The organism is Amycolatopsis sp. ATCC 39116 (assembly GCF_000231075.2).
GTDB classification, from domain to species: domain Bacteria; phylum Actinomycetota; class Actinomycetes; order Mycobacteriales; family Pseudonocardiaceae; genus Amycolatopsis_E; species Amycolatopsis_E tucumanensis.
Genome location: NZ_AFWY03000001.1, coordinates 130163 through 146829, shown reverse-complemented (window position 1 = coordinate 146829; position 16667 = coordinate 130163). Strand labels below are relative to the sequence as shown.

Genomic DNA, 16667 nt, shown 5'->3' with positions numbered 1-16667 from the left:
GTGAGGGAAAAGATGTGTCACGATGCGGAACAGATGCCCGTATTATGCGACGGGACCACGGTGTATTCAAGGGTTGTCATCCTCGCGATAGCCTGCTCTGCGTGGATCCTGAACCCGCTGCACGTCCTCCCGGTCTCATCGGGGCTGTCGACAACGTGCTTCGGCTTCTCCGGCTCTTCGAGGACCGTGAGCTGCTCCGGGTCAATCAGGTGAGCAGGGAGATGGGGCTGTCCCGCTCCACCGTGCACCGGATGCTGACCACCCTCGGACATCACCGTTTCGTGGTGCAGGACGAGCACTCGCGCGGGTACCGGGCCGGGCCGGCGTTGGTGGACATCGGGCTGGCCGTGGTCCAGAACATGGACGTGCGCGCACGTGCTTACCAGGCGCTCGTGCGGCTTCGCGACGAAACGGGTGAGACCGTCCACCTGGCGACCCTGCGCGGCAGTGAGGTGCTGTACGTCGAGGGTGTCGAGAGCGCGCAGGTCGTGAAGACCGGCGCCAGGGTGGGCTGGACTTTCCCCGCGCACGCCACCGCGGCGGGCAAGGCGATGCTCGCCCAGCTCACCGAGGACGAGCTGACCGCGCGCTACGCCGGTGCGACGCTGAGCGCCCCCACCGAGCGGTCGATCACCTCGCTGGGTGCGCTCCGGGCAGAGCTGGAACAGGTGCGGCGGCGCGGTTACGCCGTCAACGACGGCGAGAACGAAAAGGACGTCTGCGGCGTCGCGGTGGCGGTCAAGGACCGGCAGGGGCGCACCCGTGCGGCGGTGGTGGTGACCGGGCCGAGGTCCAGGGCCGACCAGGGGTGGATCGACCGGGTGTCGCGCTCCACGTTGCGCGTGGCCGCCGATTTGACGGACTCCATCGTGTAGGCCGTCGTCGTCGTGTCTCGGCCGGACGACTGCTGGGCGCTGCGCGCCGAGGGCGGGCATCAGCGGACCGGAGTCACCTCGGCGGGCGGCTTCGGACCGCGGTTGGCCCCGAGCGTGGGCGAGCTGATCGCGCCGGTGCTGGACACGCCGACCTCGAGCCGCCCGACGCGCGTGATCTCGACCGCGACGTGGTCGCCGTCGTGGACCTCGCCGACGCCGGCCGGGGTTCCGGTCGCGATGACGTCGCCGGGGTGGAGTTCCATGACCGAGGAGATGTAGGCGATCAGCCGCGGCACGTTCCAGATCAGATCCTTCAGGGCCGCGCGCTGCCGGAGCCGGCCGTTGACCCAGCAGCGCAACTCCAGATCCTCGACAGGCCCCACCTCGTCCGGGGTGACGAGGTACGGCCCCATCGGGGTGAAGGTGTCGAACGACTTGCGTGTGGAGCGGTCTTCACCCCCGCGCATGGTCATGTCCAGCAGACAGGTGTACCCGAAAACGTGGTCGGCGGCGCGGTCCTCCGGCACGTGTGAGGCGGTGCGACCGATCACGACCGCGAGTTCGCCTTCCTGATCGAAGCGCCGGTCGTGGTAGGGCAGCCGTACCGTCCCGCTCGGCGGGGTGAGCGACGAGGGCGCCTTGAGGAACACGCCGAGCGAGCTGATGTGGACCGCCTGGCTCATCTCCTCCTTGTGGTCGAGGTAGTTCACGGGTGCGGCGACGATCTTGCTCGGGTCGGGTACCGGCGGCAGCAGGGTCACCGACTCCGGGTCGAGTACGGGAGCGTCAGTGGCGGCACCGAGGATCTCCCCGTGATCAGACTCGGTCAGGAGGGTCCTCATCGGACTGAGCCCGGTCCGGCGGGGAACGAGGGCGCTCAGGTCGGTGATCCCGGCCTGGGTGAGCGCACCCACTCCGGGCTCGCCTTCGCTGGTGACAAAGCTGAGTAGCTTCATGCTCGTCCTTCCGGGTCGGCGTAAAGCCAGTCGACGTCGGTGTAGTCATCGGGCGCTCGGAGCTGGAACATGCGGTTGCGCACGGCCCGGGTCAGGGGGTCCGCGGTGTGCCAGATCTCGCCCCACGGCCGGGCCGTGCGCTGGCAGCGGGTCGCGCGGGGTAGCCTGCGCCGCTCGTAGCCGGCGAACGCGGTGTCGACGTCGTGCCGGTCGAGCTGCCGGGCCAGCTCGACCGCGTCCTCGAGCGCCTGGCAAGCTCCCTGGCCGAGGTACTGGAGCATCGGGTGCGCGGCGTCGCCCATGAGCGCCAGCCGCTCGTGGACGAACCGATCGAGGGGCTCACGGTCGAACATCGGCCAATGCCGGTCACGGTTGACCAGGGAGACGGACCTCCGCACCGGGGCACATGCCTGCGCGAAGGCGGCGTCAAGCTCGCCCGGGCCGCCCCATTCCGAGGCGCCGGCGGACAGTCGCGGGCTGTGGAACACGGCGACCTGGTTGTACAGCTCGCCGCGCCGGACGGGGTACTGCACGAGGTGCATGCCCGGACCGATCCAGATCACCACGTCGTCGGCGTCGACGTCGGCGACCTGCCCGATCGGGACGGTGCCCCGGCAGGCGGCGTACCCGCTACACACGGGTTTGTCGTCCCGGATCATCCGGCGCAGCCGGGAGTGCAGGCCGTCGGCGGCGATGAGCGCGTCGCAGGTGTAGGTGGTGCCGTCGGCGCACCCGACGGTGGCGCCGCCCGCGTGGACCTCGGCGTGCACCACGGTTTTGTCGTTCTCCAGCGTCACCAGGCCGGTCCCGGTGCAGTGCTTGAGCAGGATGTCGAGCAGGTCGCTGCGGTGCATCACGAGGTAAGGGTGGCCGTAGCGCTCCACGTAAGACGGGCCGGTGTCGAGGGCGGTGAGACGTTCCCCGGTGACCGCGTCCATCAGCACCCCGGCTCGCGGGAACACGGACACCTCGCGGACGTCGTCGAATATCCCCAGCCTGCTCATCGCCCGGGTCGCGTTGGCCCCCACCTGGAGCCCGGCGCCGATCTCGGCGAACTCGGGCGCCTGCTCGAGCACGTGCACCGGACGGCCGGTGCGAGCGATCGCCAGCGCCGTGGCCAGCCCGCCGATACCGCCGCCGGCGACGAGGAGCGGAATTCTTCCGGTCACGGTCATGCCTCACTCGTCCGGAACAGGCCCAGTGCCTCGAGCACCGGTGCATCGCTCACGCTGAACACGTCCAGCTGACTGGTGGCGACGAGCTGCCAGCGTGACCACGACGGAACGGCGATGATGTCGCCTGGGGCGATGTCGAACTCGTGCTCGCCGACACGGGCGCGGCCCGCGCCGTGCAGCACGCACGCGACGCGCCCCCCGGTCTGCCGGAAAGCCGTGGTGCTCGCGCCAGCCTCGATCCGCTCGATCTCGCAGCGCATCGTGGGCATGACATCGCCGCCGCGGACGGGGTCGGAGTACCGGAGCTTGGCCGAGTTCGCGCTGGACACGTCGAGCTGGGCGGTGAGCGCCCGGTCGGTGTCGGCCCACCGGTAGGCCAGCAGCGGCGAGCGCGATGGCGGCGTCTCGCGGCCTGCCGGGACGAGGCCGGGGCCGCCGCCGAACCAGCGTTCGGACGCCGACGCCGGGGCGGTCGCCGTGTCGGCCTCCTCACTCGCGCCCTCCTCGAAGAACACCGCGTCGAGCGCGGCGACGACGGGCAGATCGAGCACGTCCATCCACATCATCGGCGCGTCACCCGGGTTGTGGTGCTCGTGGAACGTCCAGCTCGGGGTGAGCACCAGATCGCCCTTGCCCATCGGCAATGGGTCGCCGTCGACGAGGGTGAACACGCCGTCGCCTTCGGTGATGAACCGCAGCGCGGCCGGGCTGTGGCGGTGTGCGGGTGCCATCTCGTGTCCGCGCAGGTACTGCACCGCGGCCCACAGGGTGGACACCGCGTACGGCGCACCGGCCAGCCCCGGATTGCAGCAGGCCAGTACCCGCCGGTCGCCGCCCCGGTCGACCGGTACGAGCTCGCCGGCGCGTTCGGCGAGCTTGCGCAGGTCGTCACCCCGCCAGCGGAACGGTGTCCCCGCCACAGCGGGTTCCCGGGTCAGCAGGCCCTTGAGCTCCCAGAGTGGCTGCAGTTCGTGCTCGGCCAGTTCGTGGTAAAGACCGTCGACATCCGCTTCCGTGGAGCGGAATCTCGTTGTCGTCATGGTGCCTCCCTGACCGCCGTGGCGGCCTTGACGGTCGTTGGTTTCGGTTCGGCGAGGGCCGCCATCGAGATCAGGCTCACCAGCCCCAGTGCGGCCATGAACAGGGCGACCGACAGCGAGGTGCCGGTACCGGCCACCAGGGCGGTCGCGACGATGGGTGCGAGCGCCCCGCCGAGCACCGAGCCCACCTGATAGGCGATGGACGAGCCGCTGTAACGCACCTCTGCCGTGAACGAGTCCGCCACCAGCGCGGCCTGCGGCCCGGCCATCACGGCGATGCCGGTACAGCCGATCACGACGGCGAGCACCATGAGCGGTACCGACGCCGTGTCGACGAGCAGGAAGAGCGGGACGGCCCACACCACGGTCAGCCCGGCGCCGGCCAGGAACACGCGCTTGCGGCCGTAGCGGTCCGACAGGGCCGCGGACACCCCGATCGCCACCAGCCACACCACACTGCCCGCCAGGACGATGGCCAACATCGTCCCCGAGCTCAGGTGCAACGTCGCCGTCCCGTAGGAGAGCAGGTAGATCAGCACCAGGTACCCGAGCGCCGGTGCGGCGATCGACGCGCCGCTGCACAGGAACAAAGCCTTCGGGTGAGTGCGCAGCACCGTCCGCAGTGGACTGCGCACCACCGCGTTCCGCGTACGGACACTCGTGAACTCCGGCGACTCGGCGAGCTTCAGCCGAATGGTCAGGCCTGCGACGATCAACACCGCGGACAGCAGGAACGGCACCCGCCATCCCCAGGCGAGGAACGACTCCCGCGACATCGACGCGCTGACCGCCAGGAACACCCCGTTGGAGAGGATCACCCCCGCGGGCAGACCCATCTGCGGAAACGCGCCGAACAGGCCGCGTCTGCCGGCGGGGGCATGCTCGACCGACATCAGCACCGCAGCGCCCCATTCGCCGCCCACGCCGAAGCCTTGCGCCAGGCGCAGGAGGACCAGGAGCACGGGCGCCCACACGCCGATCGCGGCGTAGGTGGGCAGCAGCCCGATCGCGCACGTGGCGAACCCCATCAGCAGCAGTGACAGCACGAGCAGCCGCTTACGGCCGACCCGGTCGCCGAAGTGGCCCATGATGATCCCGCCGAGCGGGCGGGCCAGGAACCCGACCGCGAACGTGCCGTACGCCGCCAAGGTCGCCGCCAGGGTGGAGGTCCCGGGGAAGAACTGCGAGCCGAACACGAGCGCTGCCGCGTTGCCGTAGATGAAGAAGTCATACCACTCGATGGTCGTGCCGATGAGGCTGGAGACAGCGGCACGCCTGCTCGACCTCGACGTCCTTGTCATGGCCTCGCCTCCCCGCGTATGTGCTCCGTGTACGTACTAAATAGGGAGAGTACGGAGCATCGGAGGTCGCGTCAACGGGCCGGTTCCGACGGTGTCAGCGGGCGAGCGTGCGCAGCGGTGGTGGGCTGGGGGAGAGCGTGGGCGGCGTGCCCTGGTAGGCCACGCGGGCGAGCTGTCGTGTGAATGTGCGCCATTCCGCGGCCGGCAACGGCTCGAGGAGGCGCTCCTGCACCCGTGCGACGGCGGGCGTGATGTGGCCGAGCGTGTCCCGTGCCGCACTGGTCAGCTCCAGCAGCCAGCGGCGGCCGTCGGCGTGATCGCGGTACCGGCGCACCAAGCCCCGCCGCTCGAGCCGGGAGACGACGTCCGCGGTGCTCGACTTGTCCAGCGAGGCGAGCTCGCCGGCCTGACGCTGGTCCACCTCGCCGCCGCGCAGCACGGCGACCAGCAACGCGTACTGCGGCGCCGTGAGCTCACCGCCCACCTCGGTGGTCCAGAGTTCACCGTGAACCCGTTCGCCGCGCCGGATCAGGTAGCCGGGCGCGGTCGGCAACGACAGGACGGGGCCCGTCGCCGATTCCGGTTCGTAGCCCGTCACCCGCCGCTGCTGAAACGCCACCCGGGCGAGCCGGGACACGAACGCTTGCCGCTCTCCGGGTGGCAACGGGCCGAGCAGGCGCTCCTGCACCCGCGTCGCGGCCGGGGTGATCGTCCGCAACCGTGTTCGCACACTGCCGGTGAGACGCAGCACGCGGCGCCTGGCGTCGCCGGGGTCACGGACCCGCTCCACCCAGCCACGGCGCTCCAGCCGGGTCAGGATCCCGGCCGCCGTGTTCTTGTCCAGCGAGGCCAGTTCGCCGAGACGGGTTTGGCTGATGCCCGGCCAGCCGGCCAGCGACACGACCACGGCGTACTGCGGTCCGGTGAGCAGGCCGTCCAGCTCTTCGGCCCAGTAGGCGGTGTGCACTTGCTGAGCACGGCGGATGAGGTGCCCGGGCGTCGTCGACAGGTCCAGCGCGTCGGGTTCCGCGGTGGGGTCGATTGCCATACCGGCATGATCCCAGATCCGGCTGAGCGACTCCCGGGTCTTCTGTTGCTTGCATTGATGTCGCGTGATGCGGTCTACTGTTCCGCATGGCGCTACACTGAGGTGGCCCAGCGTGAAAGGCAGATCTTCGCCATGACCACTCCTGTCGACTCGGCTGAATTCTTCGACCCGCTGAATCCGCGGCACGTCGCTGAGCCCGACGAGTTCATGCGGGCGTCCCGGAAAGGATGCCCGGTGGGCAAGGTGAGCGATCACCTCTACGCGGCGAACACCGACGATGTGGTCCGGGCGGTGTTCGACGACACCGGGAACTTCTCCAATCGCGGCAACTTCTCGGTCGGGCCCGAGGATGTGCGGCTACCCTTCACCGTCGTGACCATGGCGGACCCGCCGGGCCACACGCTACTGCGAAGCCGGTTGCTGAAGAGCTTGGCGCCGGCGCGCCTTCGGAGGCTCACACCGAAGGTCGAGAACATCGTCCGCACAGCTGTCGGCGCGCTGCCCGCCTCGGGCCGGGTCGATCTGTACGCGGACTACGTGCACTTCATCCCGTCAGCCGTCGTGTACGCGCTGATCGGAATTCCCGAGCCCGCGTGGCGTGAGGTCCAGACGTGGTCCGACGCCATCGTTCGGGTCATTCCCGGGCCCTCGCACGAGCTCCCCGAGTTCGCTTCGCTGATGGGATTCCTGGCGCGACTGGTGGAGGAGCGGCGAGCTCGTCCCGAGGACCGGCACGAGGATGTGCTGGACAACCTGTGCTTCGCCGAACCTGGTGAAGCGGAGATGTCGACGCCCGAGGTCGTGTGCCACGTCTTCCAGCTCGTCGTCGCCGCGACCGACACCACTCGCGCATTGATCACCAATTGCGTGTACCGGCTGCTCGACGATCGCAGTCAGTGGGAGGCGGTCGTCGCTGATCGATCGCTGTTGCCGAACGCCATCGAGGAGTCATTGCGTGTGGACTCACCGGCCCAGTTCATGGTTCGCACGGCGGTGGAAGACGTGACTCTCGCCGGGTGTCCCATTCCTGCGGGCAAGAAGGTCTACCTGAACCTCCAGTCCGCCAACCATGACGAGGAGCGATGGGGTGACGATTCGCGTACGTATCGCGCCGACCGGCCCGACGCCGCGGCGCACCTCGCGTTCGGCAAGGGAATCCACGCGTGCATCGGTGCGCCGCTGGCTCGGATCGAAGCCCGGGTGGCGATCGAGGCACTCATGGACGCGTTTCCCGGCATGCGGCTCGCGCCGGACGCCACGTGGGTCAAATGCGAAGGAGTCCTGACCCGGAGGGTCGAATCGGTACCGGTCCGGCTCGACGGAGGGGAAGCCCGATGAGGATCGAGGTCGATCGGAACCGCTGTGAAGGACATGCCATGTGCGAGGCCGTCGCCCCTGAGTTCTTCTCGGTCGATGACGAGGGTGAGCTGACGGTCAAGGCCGAGGAGGTGCCGGAGCCCGAAAAGGCCGCGGTCCATGCCGCCGTGCTCAGCTGCCCCGTCACCGCCCTGAAACTCTCGTCGCGCTAGGCCATCAGGAGGCAACCATGCCGAAGTCCGATCCGAGCGTGGCAGAGATCCGTGAGGCGATCACCGAACTGTTGCGCACCGAAGAGGTCGCGACTCTCGCCACGATCGATTCCGAAGGCCGTCCCTCGGCCTCGGCCATGCACATCGCCGGCGACGGACTCGTCGTCTACATGCACACCTTCCGCCACACCCGGAAAAGCACGCAACTGCGGCAGAACCCGAACGTCAGCTATTCCGTGTGCCATCTTCCCCCTGAAGGCTACGCGGCGCGGCAGGAGACGCGGTCGTTGCAGATCCAGGGGATCGCCACCCTGGTCACGGATCCGGCGGAGATTCAGCGGATCGCGGAGATCAGCCTTGAGCAGTTCCCGTGGGCGGGAGAGACGGCCCTCTACGACCACGTCGAACTGCCGGACCAGGGACAGCAGCTCTTCTTCCGCATCGAGCCGGTCCAGGGGCTGTGGGCGGACAACCGGGTGCGCATGCTCTACCGGGTCCTCCTCGATTTCGGCGACGGCGGCAGGACCATCACCAAAGTCGCGGACTACAACGCCGTTGTCCGCGGGCGAGCCTGACGAGTGCGGGAGGTGTGATGGCAGGGCTTCGCCGGATCGTGGTGGTCGGGGCATCGCAGGCCGGGTGGGCGACGGCCGCGGCGCTGCGTCGGTTCTCCTTCGACGGTGTCATCACCGTGATCGGCGACGAACCGCACGCGCCCTACAGCCGGCCGCCGTTGTCGAAGGGGGTGCTCGGTGGCACCGAGCCCGACAGCAGCGTTTTTCTCGCCGGCGCGGATGATCTCGACCTGCTCACCGGCCTGACGGCAGCCGGTCTCGACGCCGGCCGCAAGCGGCTCTTGTTGAGCGACGGCGACAGCATCGGCTATGACGGGCTGGTCATCGCGACCGGTGCCCGGGCGCGCCGGCTGTCGCCGGACGCCGATGAGATCACGCTGCGGACGCTCGACGACGCGCTCCGGCTCCGGGATCGTCTCCGAACTGCCGACGACCTGGCCGTCGCGGGTGGCGGCTTCCTCGGTATGGAGGTCGCCTCGACCGCCGCGACTCTCGGCAAATCGGTGACGGTCGTCGACCAGGTCACCCCTCTGGCCGGTCGCCTCGGCGCGCTGCTGTCGGACATGTGCCGGACGGCCGCGGCCGAAACGGGCGTGAAGATCCGCACCTCCCCGGAGGGGGTGCGGATCGAGGACGGCCGTTTGGTGTCGGCGGACGGAACAGTTCTCGCCGAGGGCGGGCTCGTGGTCACCGCGGTCGGCGATCTGCCCAACACGGAGTGGCTGCGGGACAGCGGCCTCGTCCTGGCAGGGGGAGTCGTGGTCGACCCCTGCTGCCGGGTGGCGCCGGACATCGTCGCCGCCGGCGATGTCATCAGTCTTCCCGGCGCGGACGGCCGATTCACGCGCAGCCCGCACTGGTGGAACGCGCTGACCCAGGCCACGATCGCGGCTGCGACTCTGCTCGGCCGTGAGCCGGAAGCCCGGCTCGGTAGCAGCGCGCCGATTTTCTGGACGGAGATGTTCGGGCTGCGCATCCGAATCGCCGGAACGCTGCCGCCCAGCGGCGAACCCACCGTGGTCGACGGATCCCTCGAGGACCGGAGTGCGCTGCTCACGTGGCCCGCGAGCGGTCGAAACGCCGGATTCGGCACCGCCGCGGCAGTGAACTTCCCGATATCGGCACCGAAACTCGCCAGGCTCGCCCAACAACGCTGACCGGTGCCCGGCGCGACTGTCTCGGCCGGCCATTGTGGACAGTGTCCCGGTCACGCTCCGCGCTCGTCGGCGGCGCCGGTGTTCTTGAGCACGAGCGGCAGGTGGATGTCGTCGACGATGTCGACGATGACGGCGTCGATGTCCTCGCTCGGCGCCAGCAGCAGATGTTTGATGATCAGGTCGGTCGCGACGGTCACGCGCCGGGTGCCGCGCACACCCGGGTCGATCTCGCCGCGCTCCATGCCGCGTTCCAGCAAGGTCGTCATGATCTGCTCGGCGACGTCGAGCTGCGCCCTGGCCAGTGCCGCGAACTCGGGGTTGCGCGCGATCTCGCTGACCACGGTGCGGATGGCGCTGCCGAAGGGGCCGGCGATCCGCGTCGCCATCTCCCGCAGGACCGCGAGGACGTCGTCGCGGTAGGTGCCGGTGTCCGGCACCGCGAAGTCGGTCATCCGGTGCCGTGCACAGGCGTCGACCACCAGTTGCGGCAGCCCAGGCCACCGGCGGTAGATCGCGGCCTTGCTGGTCCTGGCTCTGGCCGCCACCCGGTCGACGGTCAGGGCCGGATAGCCGACCTCGCTCAGCTCCTCCACGGTCGCGGTGAGAATCGCGTGCTCGAGGGCCTCGCCGCGGCGGCGCGGCCCGCGACGCGGGTCCGTGGTGGCCGGCTCCACGGCGTGCTCCGGGTGCGGTGGCATCTCGCTCCTCGTGTGGTTCGTCGCCGCCTTGCCGAGCGGCCGCGACCAGGCTACTGTAGCAACAAGAGAACGAAATCGTACTCTAAATTGCACATAGTCACCACTGATCACAGCAGGGAGTCAATCGATGTCGACGACCGCAGAGAACCCCACCGCCGAAACCGCGCCCGAGGTGCCGCTGCCGCCCGCACCGCCGGAGGCGACGCTCGCCAAGCCGGACATGTTCATGCCCCTGGAAGCGGACAGCTTCAAGCCGATCGCCGGCTTCCCGGCCGCGGATCTGCGTCCGCTGCCTGCCGTCGCCAAGTACAGCGGGGGTCTGGCCAACGCGTTCGTCATCAAGGCGAACCCGGAGTACAAGTGGCAGGGCGCACCCTGGCACATGCACCACCTCAACGTGCACTTCAACTACATCGTCAAGGGATGGGCCCTCTTCGAGTTCGAGGGAGTCGGCACTGTCCGCCTGGAGGCAGGGACCGCCTTCTACCAGCCGCCGCGCAACCGGCACCGCGAACTGGACGCCTCGTCCGATTTCGAGGTCATCGCGGTCGAGCTGCCCGCGTCCTACCCGACCACCTTCTACGCCCTCGACCCGGAAACCGGCGAGTACCGCGCGACGGTGATCGACGCCGAAACCGAGGGCGGCGAGCTGACGAACGTCGTGAAGGTCGATGAGGCGGGATGACCGAACCGCTGAGCGCGCCACTCGAGGCCCGGGTGGCGCGCCTGGAGGCCCTGGACGACATCCGGGCCCTGCAGATGGCTTACGTCCGCTTCTGCGACGGCGGTTTCCCGCCCGACCGCATCGACGAGCTGTTCACCCCGGAGTGCGTGTGGGACGGGGGTGACCTGCTCGGCCGGCACGCGGGTCACGCGGAGCTGCGCACGCACTTCGCCGACGTCGCGACCAGGCTGGAGTGGTCACTGCACTACATCGTCAGCGGCGACATCGAAGTGGCCGACGACCTGGCCAGTGCGAGGTCCACCTGGTACCTCTGGCAGCCCCTGACGATCAACGGGACGGCCGCGTGGCACATGGGCCGGTACCGCGAGCAGCACGAACTGACCCCGGCGGGGTGGCGGATCAGCGAGCTCGTCCTGACCGTCGACTCGTTCACGCCCTTCGACCGGGGATGGGTGGCTCAACGATTCATGCCCCTCGGCTGACCAGGCCGAGGTCCACCGAAGACCGAAAGGGGTGCGCATGTCGCACGCCATCAGCGAGGACGAGTTCTACGACCTGGCCTCCTCGTGGGGGATCTCGCGCTCCGGTGCGGCCGGCGTCCTGCCCGCGATCGCTCACCTGGCACCGGTCATCGCCGCGATGGACGACCTGCGGGCGGACCCGCCGCCGGTGGCGGAGGCCGATCGCGTCGTGCACGACGACACCGACGCCGGCCGGGACCCGTACAACGCGGTCGTGCGCTGGGTCTCGGTGCGCAAGCCGGGCGCGCGCGGGCTGCTGTCCGGCGTCGGCGTCGCGGTCAAGGACTGCGTGGCGGTGGCCGGTGTCCCGATGACGGCGGGGTCGGCGCTGTTGCAGGGGTTCGTGCCCGACCGGGACAGCACCGTGGTCCGCCGCCTGCTCGACGCGGGCGGGCACATCTGCGCCATCACGAACATGGACGAGATGGGGGTCGCCCCCGGTGGCGACTCGAGCTACTACGGCCCGACCCTGAACCCGTGGGACACCACGCGGACCGCGGGCGGGTCGTCCGGCGGGTCGGCGGCGGCCCTGTACTACGACGGTGTCGACGTCGCGCTCGGCGCGGACTCCGGCGGGTCGGTGCGCATCCCGGCGGCCTGGTGCGGGCTCGTCGGTCTCAAGCCCACGCACGGTCTGGTGCCGCACTCCGGGGTGCTCGGCGGGGAGCCGCTGCTCGACCACGTCGGCCCGCTCGCGCGCACCACCGCGGACGTCGCGGCCGTGCTGCAGGTGCTTGCCGGGACCGACGACGCAGACCCCGACCCGCGCCAGCCCGCGCAGCTGCCCCGGCTCGACGCCGTGGCGGCGGTCGAGTCGGCGCCGGCGTCCCTGGCCGGTCTGCGCGTCGGGGTGCTGGCCGAGGGACTGGATCCGGCGGGCGGGGTGTCGCCGGAGGTCGGCCGGGCCTTCGATGCCTCGCTCGCCCGGCTGCGCGAGCTGGGTGCGTCGGTGGAGCCGGTCTCGGTGCCCGAGCACCGGTTGTGCGCGCCGATCGCGTTCAACATGTTCCCGGAGAGTTTCGCCGGGCAGATGCGCGGCGGCGGGGCGTTGTTCGGCGCGGGCGGCCGCTACTGGCCGGAGCTGGCAGAGGCCCTTCGGCGAGGATTCGAGAAGGCGGGCGACAGCATGGCGCCGACGCTCAAACTCATGCTGATCATGGGCAGCGGAGCGGAACGCGCGGGCGGCGGCAGCCGCTACGCGCGGGCGGCGAACCTGCGCCGCCTGATCACCACCGGGTACGAGAAGGCGCTCGCCGGGGTCGATGTGCTCGCCATGCCGACCGTGCCCGTGGTGGCCCACCCGGTGGCACCCGGCCTCGACCCCGCCGACCGGGCGCTCCGGGCCTGGAGCCTGGTCGGCAACACGGCGCCCACGAACATCACCGGCCATCCCGCGATCACCCTTCCGCTCGGTCTCGCCGAGGGACTGCCCGCCGGCGTCATGCTCGTCGGCCGGAAGTTCGCCGACACCCGGCTGCTCACCGTGGCCGAGACGGTCGAAAGGGCAGTCGGCTGGCCGCGGCGCCCACCCGAAAACCGATGAAGAACGTCGTGAAAGGACAGAAGACATGTCGATGATGCGCGCGGCGCAGTACGACCGCTACGGGCCGCCGGACGTGCTGTACGAGGGCAAGGTCGCGGTCCCGCAGCCGCGGCCCGGTCAGATCCTGGTGCGGGTGCAGGCGACCAGCGTGAATGGTGGCGAGCTCAGCGCCCGAGCCGGGCAGCTGCGCCTGCTGACCGGTAAGCGCTTTCCCAAGGGGATCGGGCTCGACTTCGTGGGCGAGGTCGCCGACCCCGGCTCCGGTGACTCCGGTCTCCGGGCGGGTGATCGCGTGTGGGGTGTGCTCCCGCGCACCGCCGAGGTCGATTCGCGGAGCGGGGCGGCGGCCGAGTATCTGACGGTCGATCCGGATCGCGTGTCGCGCGCTCCGGCCGGCCTCACCCCGGTCGAAGCGGCGTCGCTGGTGGTGGCGGTCGTGCCGATCATCGGCCTGCGCGACAAGGCGCACCTCGCCCGTGGCGAGCGCCTCCTGGTGCGCGGGGCCAGCGGGGGCACCGGCAGCCTCGCCGTGCAGGTCGGCAAGGCGATGGGCGCGCACGTCACCGGGCTGGCCGGACCGTCCAACCTGGATTTCGTGCGCGGCCTCGGCGCTGACGAGGTGGTCAGTTACACGACCGCGGGGCCGGCCGACCTCGGTTCGTTCGACGTCGTGTTCGACACCGTGGGCACCGAGCTCGCCGCGTTCCGCCGGCTGCTGACGCCCACGGGCAGGATGGTGGCGATCTCCTTCGACCGCAAGCACATCGCGCGCTCGCTCGCCTACATCGCCGCGTCGGTGGTGCACGGCTCCCGCCGGGTGCGGTTCTTCAGCGGCAACCCGAAGCGGGAACTGTTCGCCGAGGCCGCCCGGCTCGCCGAGAGCGGAGAGCTGCGACCGGTCGTCGACGGCGTGCACCCGCTCTCCGCCATCGCCGAAGCCCACCGCGCGGTCGAAGCGGGCGGCGTGCGTGGCAAGCACATCATCGACATCGACGGCTCGGCGGCCAGCTGACGGGCCCTCGGCGTGCCTGGCAGAGGTTCCGGCTGGTGGCTGGGATCGAGCTGGTCGTGTCGCGGTGTGAGTTGCTCTCGGATGAGCAGTGGGCATTGATCGAGAACTTGCTGCCGGTGCGGCCGGGTAGGCCGTTCCCGGACGCCCGGGCGATGGTGGAGGGGATCATCTGCCGCTACCGGTCCGGGATCGCGGGGCGGGATGTGCCGGCGGTGTTCGGCACACTGCCGGCCACCGCGGGCGCAGCCGGTGAGATCGACTGGAACCGAGCCGCCTGACCATGCCATCGGCCGCTCCCGGGGCGGCAGCGGCCGCCAACTGCTCACCGCCGGGCAGGCCGCGGACTCGCCGATGTTCGAACCGCTCATGGCCCACCTGCACGTCCCCGGCCCCGGCGCCCGTCCGCCGCGGGCCTGTGCGGGCCGCCCCGCGGCCGCCGACGTACGTCACTACCCGATGCTCTTGATTCACTGGTCCCGCAGGGTCCGGTAGGTGAAGTCGGTCAGGTAGTCGTTCAGCCTGAGGGAGGCTTCGGAGGCCTTGGCCTGATCGCCGTGGCAGATGGCGCGGAGGATGTCCCCGTGGAGGTCGGCCGCTTCGGCCAGTTCCGCCTTCGGGTTTCGCAGGTGGGCGAACCAGAACCGGCGGGAGAGCCCTTGCAGCGGGGCCATCGCCACCGACAGGTACTCGTTGTGCGCGGCCTCGACGATCAGGGTGTGGGTCGACTTGAGCAGCTCCCCGAACCGCCTGGGGTCGTCGCCGTCGAACTCGCTGAGCACCTCGGCGAGCGCCAGGATGCGCTCACGCTGCTCCGTCGTGGCCCGGTGGGCGGCGAGGCGCACCGCGAGCTCCTCCATGGAACGGCGTAGTTCGAGCACCTTGAGTTGCGCCTCGATCGACGTCGGGGCGACGAACACGCCCTGGCTAGGGTGGATCTCCACCATGCGCTCGCGTGCGAGCCGTTGCAGCGCCTCACGCACCGGCGTGCGGCCGAGCCCGGTGCGTTCCATCAGCCGGGCCTCCGACAGCAGCGAACCAGGCGGGAGTTCCTGGAACGTGATCATGCGTTCCAGCACGTCGTAGGCCTGGTCGGCCTTGTTCGCCACGGGTGCCTCCTCCTCGTTCCACGCGCTGGGCCTGGACAATACCGCGACCGGCGATGTACAACCGGTACATGACCAATATATCGCGCTGGTCGCTGACCGGTGGTCCGGCCGACCGGGGACTCGAAGTGCTGGCCGAGGTCGACGTGCTCGTCGTCGGGGCCGGTGCGGCCGGGGTCGCGGCGGCGGTGGTCGCGGCCGAGGCGGGTAAGTCGGTGCTCGTCGTGGAGAAGTACGGCTTCGCCGGCGGCGCGGCGGTCGCCGGGATGTCCGGCACGATCTGCGGCATGTACCTGGCCTCGGATGCCGACCGGGAGCCGAGGCAGGTCGTCGCGGGGTTCACCGAGCGGTTCCGCGGGGAACTGGCCGCCCGGGGCGGCCTCACGGCGCCGCAGGTCTACGGCAAGACCTGGACCGTCGCGCACGATCCGCTCGTGTGGCGCGAGGTCGCGGACGACCTCCTCGAAGGCGCGGGCGTCACGGTGCTCTACCACACGGCCGTCGCCGCCGTCGTCCTTGACGGCGACACCCACCGCGGGGTGGTGGTCGAGTCGAACGCCGGCCGGGCCGTGGTGCTCGCTGCCAGGACGATCGACGCATCGGGCGACGCGGCTGTGGTCGCCCGCGCCGGGCACCGCTACACCTTCGGCGACAACGGCGCGATCCAGAACCCGACCATGTTCTTCCGCCTCGGCAACGTCGATGTCGAGCGGTTCCTGGAGTTCTACGGCGAGGACACCATCTGCCCGCCATACGTGACCGAGGAGATCCTCCGGGCGCGAGGCGCCGGGCTGGACCTGCCGCGGCAGAAGATCTGGATCTTCACCACTCCCAGGCCCGGCGAGCTGCTGGTCAACGCGACCCGGCTGGCCGGCCGCGACGGCCGGATGCTCAACGTGATCGACCCCGCGGACTTCACCGAAGCCGAAATACTGGGCCGGCGGCAGGTCCGGTCGTACGCGCGGTTCCTGATCGATCGGATCCCCGGTTGCGAGAACGCGTTCGTCGTGGACACGGGGGTCGAGGCGGGGATCCGGCAGACCCGCACGATCGCCGGGATCGAGCGGTTGTCCAACGAGGACGTCCTCGCGGCACGCAAGCGCGAGGACGGGATCTGCCGGGTGCCGTGGCCGATCGAGCTGCACGCCGGTGACCGGCCAAAACTGACCTGGTTGCTGGACGACTACTACGAGGTGCCCTACGGCGCGCTCGTGCCCGAGCGCGGCGAGGGCGTCATCGTCGCCGGCCGCTGCCTCAGCGCCGAGCACGAGGCACTCGCCTCGGCGCGGGTCACCGCGCAGTGCTTCGAATACGGCCACGCGGCCGCGGTGGCGACCGTGATGTCGCTGGACAAGGACCTGCCCTACCGCGGGCTCGACGGCCGCGAGATCCGGTCGGTGATGGCCGCCGGCGGAAGCGCCCTTTCCCTTTCCTGACTGGAGAAACACC

The 16667-nt window shown here is 70.2% G+C and carries 18 protein-coding genes; 11 read left to right on the top strand and 7 right to left on the bottom strand.

Translation table 11 applies throughout. The features are described from left to right. Positions 1–44 precede the first annotated feature (44 nt). Positions 45–875, top strand: a complete 831-nt coding sequence (locus AMY39116_RS41870) for an IclR family transcriptional regulator (RefSeq protein WP_084505978.1) — start codon at positions 45–47, stop codon at positions 873–875. A 59-nt stretch (positions 876–934) separates the two neighbouring features. On the opposite strand, the gene AMY39116_RS0300790 is transcribed toward AMY39116_RS41870, so the two are convergent. The 5 genes from AMY39116_RS0300790 to AMY39116_RS44520 form a co-directional block, all read right to left on the bottom strand. Continuing rightward, positions 935–1831, bottom strand: coding sequence for a fumarylacetoacetate hydrolase family protein (locus AMY39116_RS0300790; RefSeq protein ID WP_027935523.1), 897 nt, complete (start codon positions 1829–1831; stop codon positions 935–937). Next, positions 1828–3006, bottom strand: coding sequence for an FAD-dependent monooxygenase (locus AMY39116_RS0300785; RefSeq protein ID WP_020415801.1), 1179 nt, complete (start codon positions 3004–3006; stop codon positions 1828–1830). Before AMY39116_RS0300785 ends, AMY39116_RS0300790 begins: the two co-directional genes overlap by 4 nt. Then, on the bottom strand, positions 3003–4046 hold the full coding sequence (locus AMY39116_RS0300780; protein ID WP_020415800.1) for a cupin domain-containing protein: 1044 nt from the start codon (positions 4044–4046) through the stop codon (positions 3003–3005). The genes AMY39116_RS0300785 and AMY39116_RS0300780 overlap by 4 nt, the downstream gene beginning before the upstream one ends. Beyond that, positions 4043–5347 (bottom strand): MFS transporter, encoded by a 1305-nt coding sequence (locus AMY39116_RS0300775; RefSeq protein WP_020415799.1) that lies wholly within the window; start codon positions 5345–5347, stop codon positions 4043–4045. Before AMY39116_RS0300775 ends, AMY39116_RS0300780 begins: the two co-directional genes overlap by 4 nt. A gap of 94 nt (positions 5348–5441) precedes the next feature. After that, positions 5442–6395 carry a MarR family winged helix-turn-helix transcriptional regulator gene (locus tag AMY39116_RS44520; protein ID WP_020415798.1) on the bottom strand — a complete coding sequence of 318 codons (954 nt, stop codon included), beginning with the start codon at positions 6393–6395 and terminating at the stop codon, positions 5442–5444. 6 nt (positions 6396–6401) lie between these two features. Between AMY39116_RS44520 and AMY39116_RS41855 the strand changes: the two genes are divergently transcribed. The 4 genes from AMY39116_RS41855 to AMY39116_RS0300745 are packed head-to-tail and all read left to right on the top strand — an operon-like array spanning position 6402 to position 9656. Next, positions 6402–7733: a cytochrome P450 gene (locus tag AMY39116_RS41855; RefSeq protein ID WP_084505977.1), complete on the top strand. Its 1332-nt coding sequence runs from the start codon at positions 6402–6404 to the stop codon at positions 7731–7733. Continuing rightward, a complete protein-coding gene (locus tag AMY39116_RS0300755; protein WP_027935522.1) occupies positions 7730–7924 on the top strand; it encodes a ferredoxin in 195 nt (64 codons plus the stop codon). Before AMY39116_RS41855 ends, AMY39116_RS0300755 begins: the two co-directional genes overlap by 4 nt. A gap of 17 nt (positions 7925–7941) precedes the next feature. After that, positions 7942–8499 (top strand): pyridoxamine 5'-phosphate oxidase family protein, encoded by a 558-nt coding sequence (locus AMY39116_RS0300750; protein WP_020415795.1) that lies wholly within the window; start codon positions 7942–7944, stop codon positions 8497–8499. A gap of 17 nt (positions 8500–8516) precedes the next feature. Continuing rightward, positions 8517–9656 (top strand): NAD(P)/FAD-dependent oxidoreductase, encoded by a 1140-nt coding sequence (locus AMY39116_RS0300745; protein WP_027935521.1) that lies wholly within the window; start codon positions 8517–8519, stop codon positions 9654–9656. Between the two features lie 50 nt (positions 9657–9706). Here AMY39116_RS0300745 and AMY39116_RS41850 read toward each other — a convergent pair whose 3' ends face one another. Further along, positions 9707–10354 (bottom strand): TetR-like C-terminal domain-containing protein, encoded by a 648-nt coding sequence (locus AMY39116_RS41850; RefSeq protein ID WP_020415793.1) that lies wholly within the window; start codon positions 10352–10354, stop codon positions 9707–9709. Positions 10355–10481: 127 nt separating this feature from the next. Between AMY39116_RS41850 and AMY39116_RS44515 the strand changes: the two genes are divergently transcribed. From AMY39116_RS44515 to AMY39116_RS45905, 5 genes are read left to right on the top strand one after another with little or no spacing between them, the layout of a single operon-like run. Continuing rightward, on the top strand, positions 10482–11039 hold the full coding sequence (locus tag AMY39116_RS44515) for a hypothetical protein (RefSeq protein WP_020415792.1): 558 nt from the start codon (positions 10482–10484) through the stop codon (positions 11037–11039). Further along, on the top strand, positions 11036–11521 hold the full coding sequence (locus AMY39116_RS0300730; protein WP_020415791.1) for a nuclear transport factor 2 family protein: 486 nt from the start codon (positions 11036–11038) through the stop codon (positions 11519–11521). The genes AMY39116_RS44515 and AMY39116_RS0300730 overlap by 4 nt, the downstream gene beginning before the upstream one ends. Before the next feature lie 37 nt (positions 11522–11558). Further along, positions 11559–13103, top strand: a complete 1545-nt coding sequence (locus tag AMY39116_RS0300725) for an amidase family protein (protein WP_020415790.1) — start codon at positions 11559–11561, stop codon at positions 13101–13103. A 25-nt stretch (positions 13104–13128) separates the two neighbouring features. Continuing rightward, complete coding sequence (locus AMY39116_RS0300720; RefSeq protein ID WP_020415789.1) at positions 13129–14115, top strand: NAD(P)-dependent alcohol dehydrogenase; 987 nt, start codon at positions 13129–13131, stop codon at positions 14113–14115. 35 nt (positions 14116–14150) lie between these two features. Beyond that, on the top strand, positions 14151–14393 hold the full coding sequence (locus AMY39116_RS45905) for a transposase (protein ID WP_020415788.1): 243 nt from the start codon (positions 14151–14153) through the stop codon (positions 14391–14393). Between the two features lie 189 nt (positions 14394–14582). On the opposite strand, the gene AMY39116_RS0300710 is transcribed toward AMY39116_RS45905, so the two are convergent. Continuing rightward, on the bottom strand, positions 14583–15221 hold the full coding sequence (locus AMY39116_RS0300710; protein ID WP_020415787.1) for a GntR family transcriptional regulator: 639 nt from the start codon (positions 15219–15221) through the stop codon (positions 14583–14585). A 53-nt stretch (positions 15222–15274) separates the two neighbouring features. Here AMY39116_RS0300710 and AMY39116_RS0300705 point away from each other — a divergent pair, with 53 nt between their 5' ends. Then, entirely contained in the window at positions 15275–16654 is a 1380-nt protein-coding gene (locus AMY39116_RS0300705) for an FAD-dependent oxidoreductase (RefSeq protein WP_084505976.1), read from the top strand. The last annotated feature ends 13 nt before the right edge of the window (positions 16655–16667 follow it).

Excerpts from the sequence above, each read along its gene's own strand:
- AMY39116_RS44515 (WP_020415792.1), top strand. The coding sequence starts at position 10,482 with ATGTCGACGACCGCAGAGAACCCCACCGCCGAAACCGCGCCCGAGGTG.
- AMY39116_RS0300745 (WP_027935521.1), top strand. The coding sequence starts at position 8,517 with ATGGCAGGGCTTCGCCGGATCGTGGTGGTCGGGGCATCGCAGGCCGGG.
- AMY39116_RS0300730 (WP_020415791.1), top strand. The coding sequence starts at position 11,036 with ATGACCGAACCGCTGAGCGCGCCACTCGAGGCCCGGGTGGCGCGCCTG.
- AMY39116_RS0300775 (WP_020415799.1), bottom strand. The coding sequence starts at position 5,347 with ATGACAAGGACGTCGAGGTCGAGCAGGCGTGCCGCTGTCTCCAGCCTC.
- AMY39116_RS0300725 (WP_020415790.1), top strand. The coding sequence starts at position 11,559 with ATGTCGCACGCCATCAGCGAGGACGAGTTCTACGACCTGGCCTCCTCG.
- AMY39116_RS41870 (WP_084505978.1), top strand. The coding sequence starts at position 45 with ATGCGACGGGACCACGGTGTATTCAAGGGTTGTCATCCTCGCGATAGC.
- AMY39116_RS0300755 (WP_027935522.1), top strand. The coding sequence starts at position 7,730 with ATGAGGATCGAGGTCGATCGGAACCGCTGTGAAGGACATGCCATGTGC.
- AMY39116_RS44520 (WP_020415798.1), bottom strand. The coding sequence starts at position 6,395 with ATGGCAATCGACCCCACCGCGGAACCCGACGCGCTGGACCTGTCGACG.
- AMY39116_RS41855 (WP_084505977.1), top strand. The coding sequence starts at position 6,402 with ATGATCCCAGATCCGGCTGAGCGACTCCCGGGTCTTCTGTTGCTTGCA.
- AMY39116_RS0300720 (WP_020415789.1), top strand. The coding sequence starts at position 13,129 with ATGTCGATGATGCGCGCGGCGCAGTACGACCGCTACGGGCCGCCGGAC.
- AMY39116_RS0300780 (WP_020415800.1), bottom strand. The coding sequence starts at position 4,046 with ATGACGACAACGAGATTCCGCTCCACGGAAGCGGATGTCGACGGTCTT.
- AMY39116_RS41850 (WP_020415793.1), bottom strand. The coding sequence starts at position 10,354 with ATGCCACCGCACCCGGAGCACGCCGTGGAGCCGGCCACCACGGACCCG.
- AMY39116_RS0300750 (WP_020415795.1), top strand. The coding sequence starts at position 7,942 with ATGCCGAAGTCCGATCCGAGCGTGGCAGAGATCCGTGAGGCGATCACC.
- AMY39116_RS0300705 (WP_084505976.1), top strand. The coding sequence starts at position 15,275 with ATGTACAACCGGTACATGACCAATATATCGCGCTGGTCGCTGACCGGT.
- AMY39116_RS0300790 (WP_027935523.1), bottom strand. The coding sequence starts at position 1,831 with ATGAAGCTACTCAGCTTTGTCACCAGCGAAGGCGAGCCCGGAGTGGGT.
- AMY39116_RS0300785 (WP_020415801.1), bottom strand. The coding sequence starts at position 3,006 with ATGACCGTGACCGGAAGAATTCCGCTCCTCGTCGCCGGCGGCGGTATC.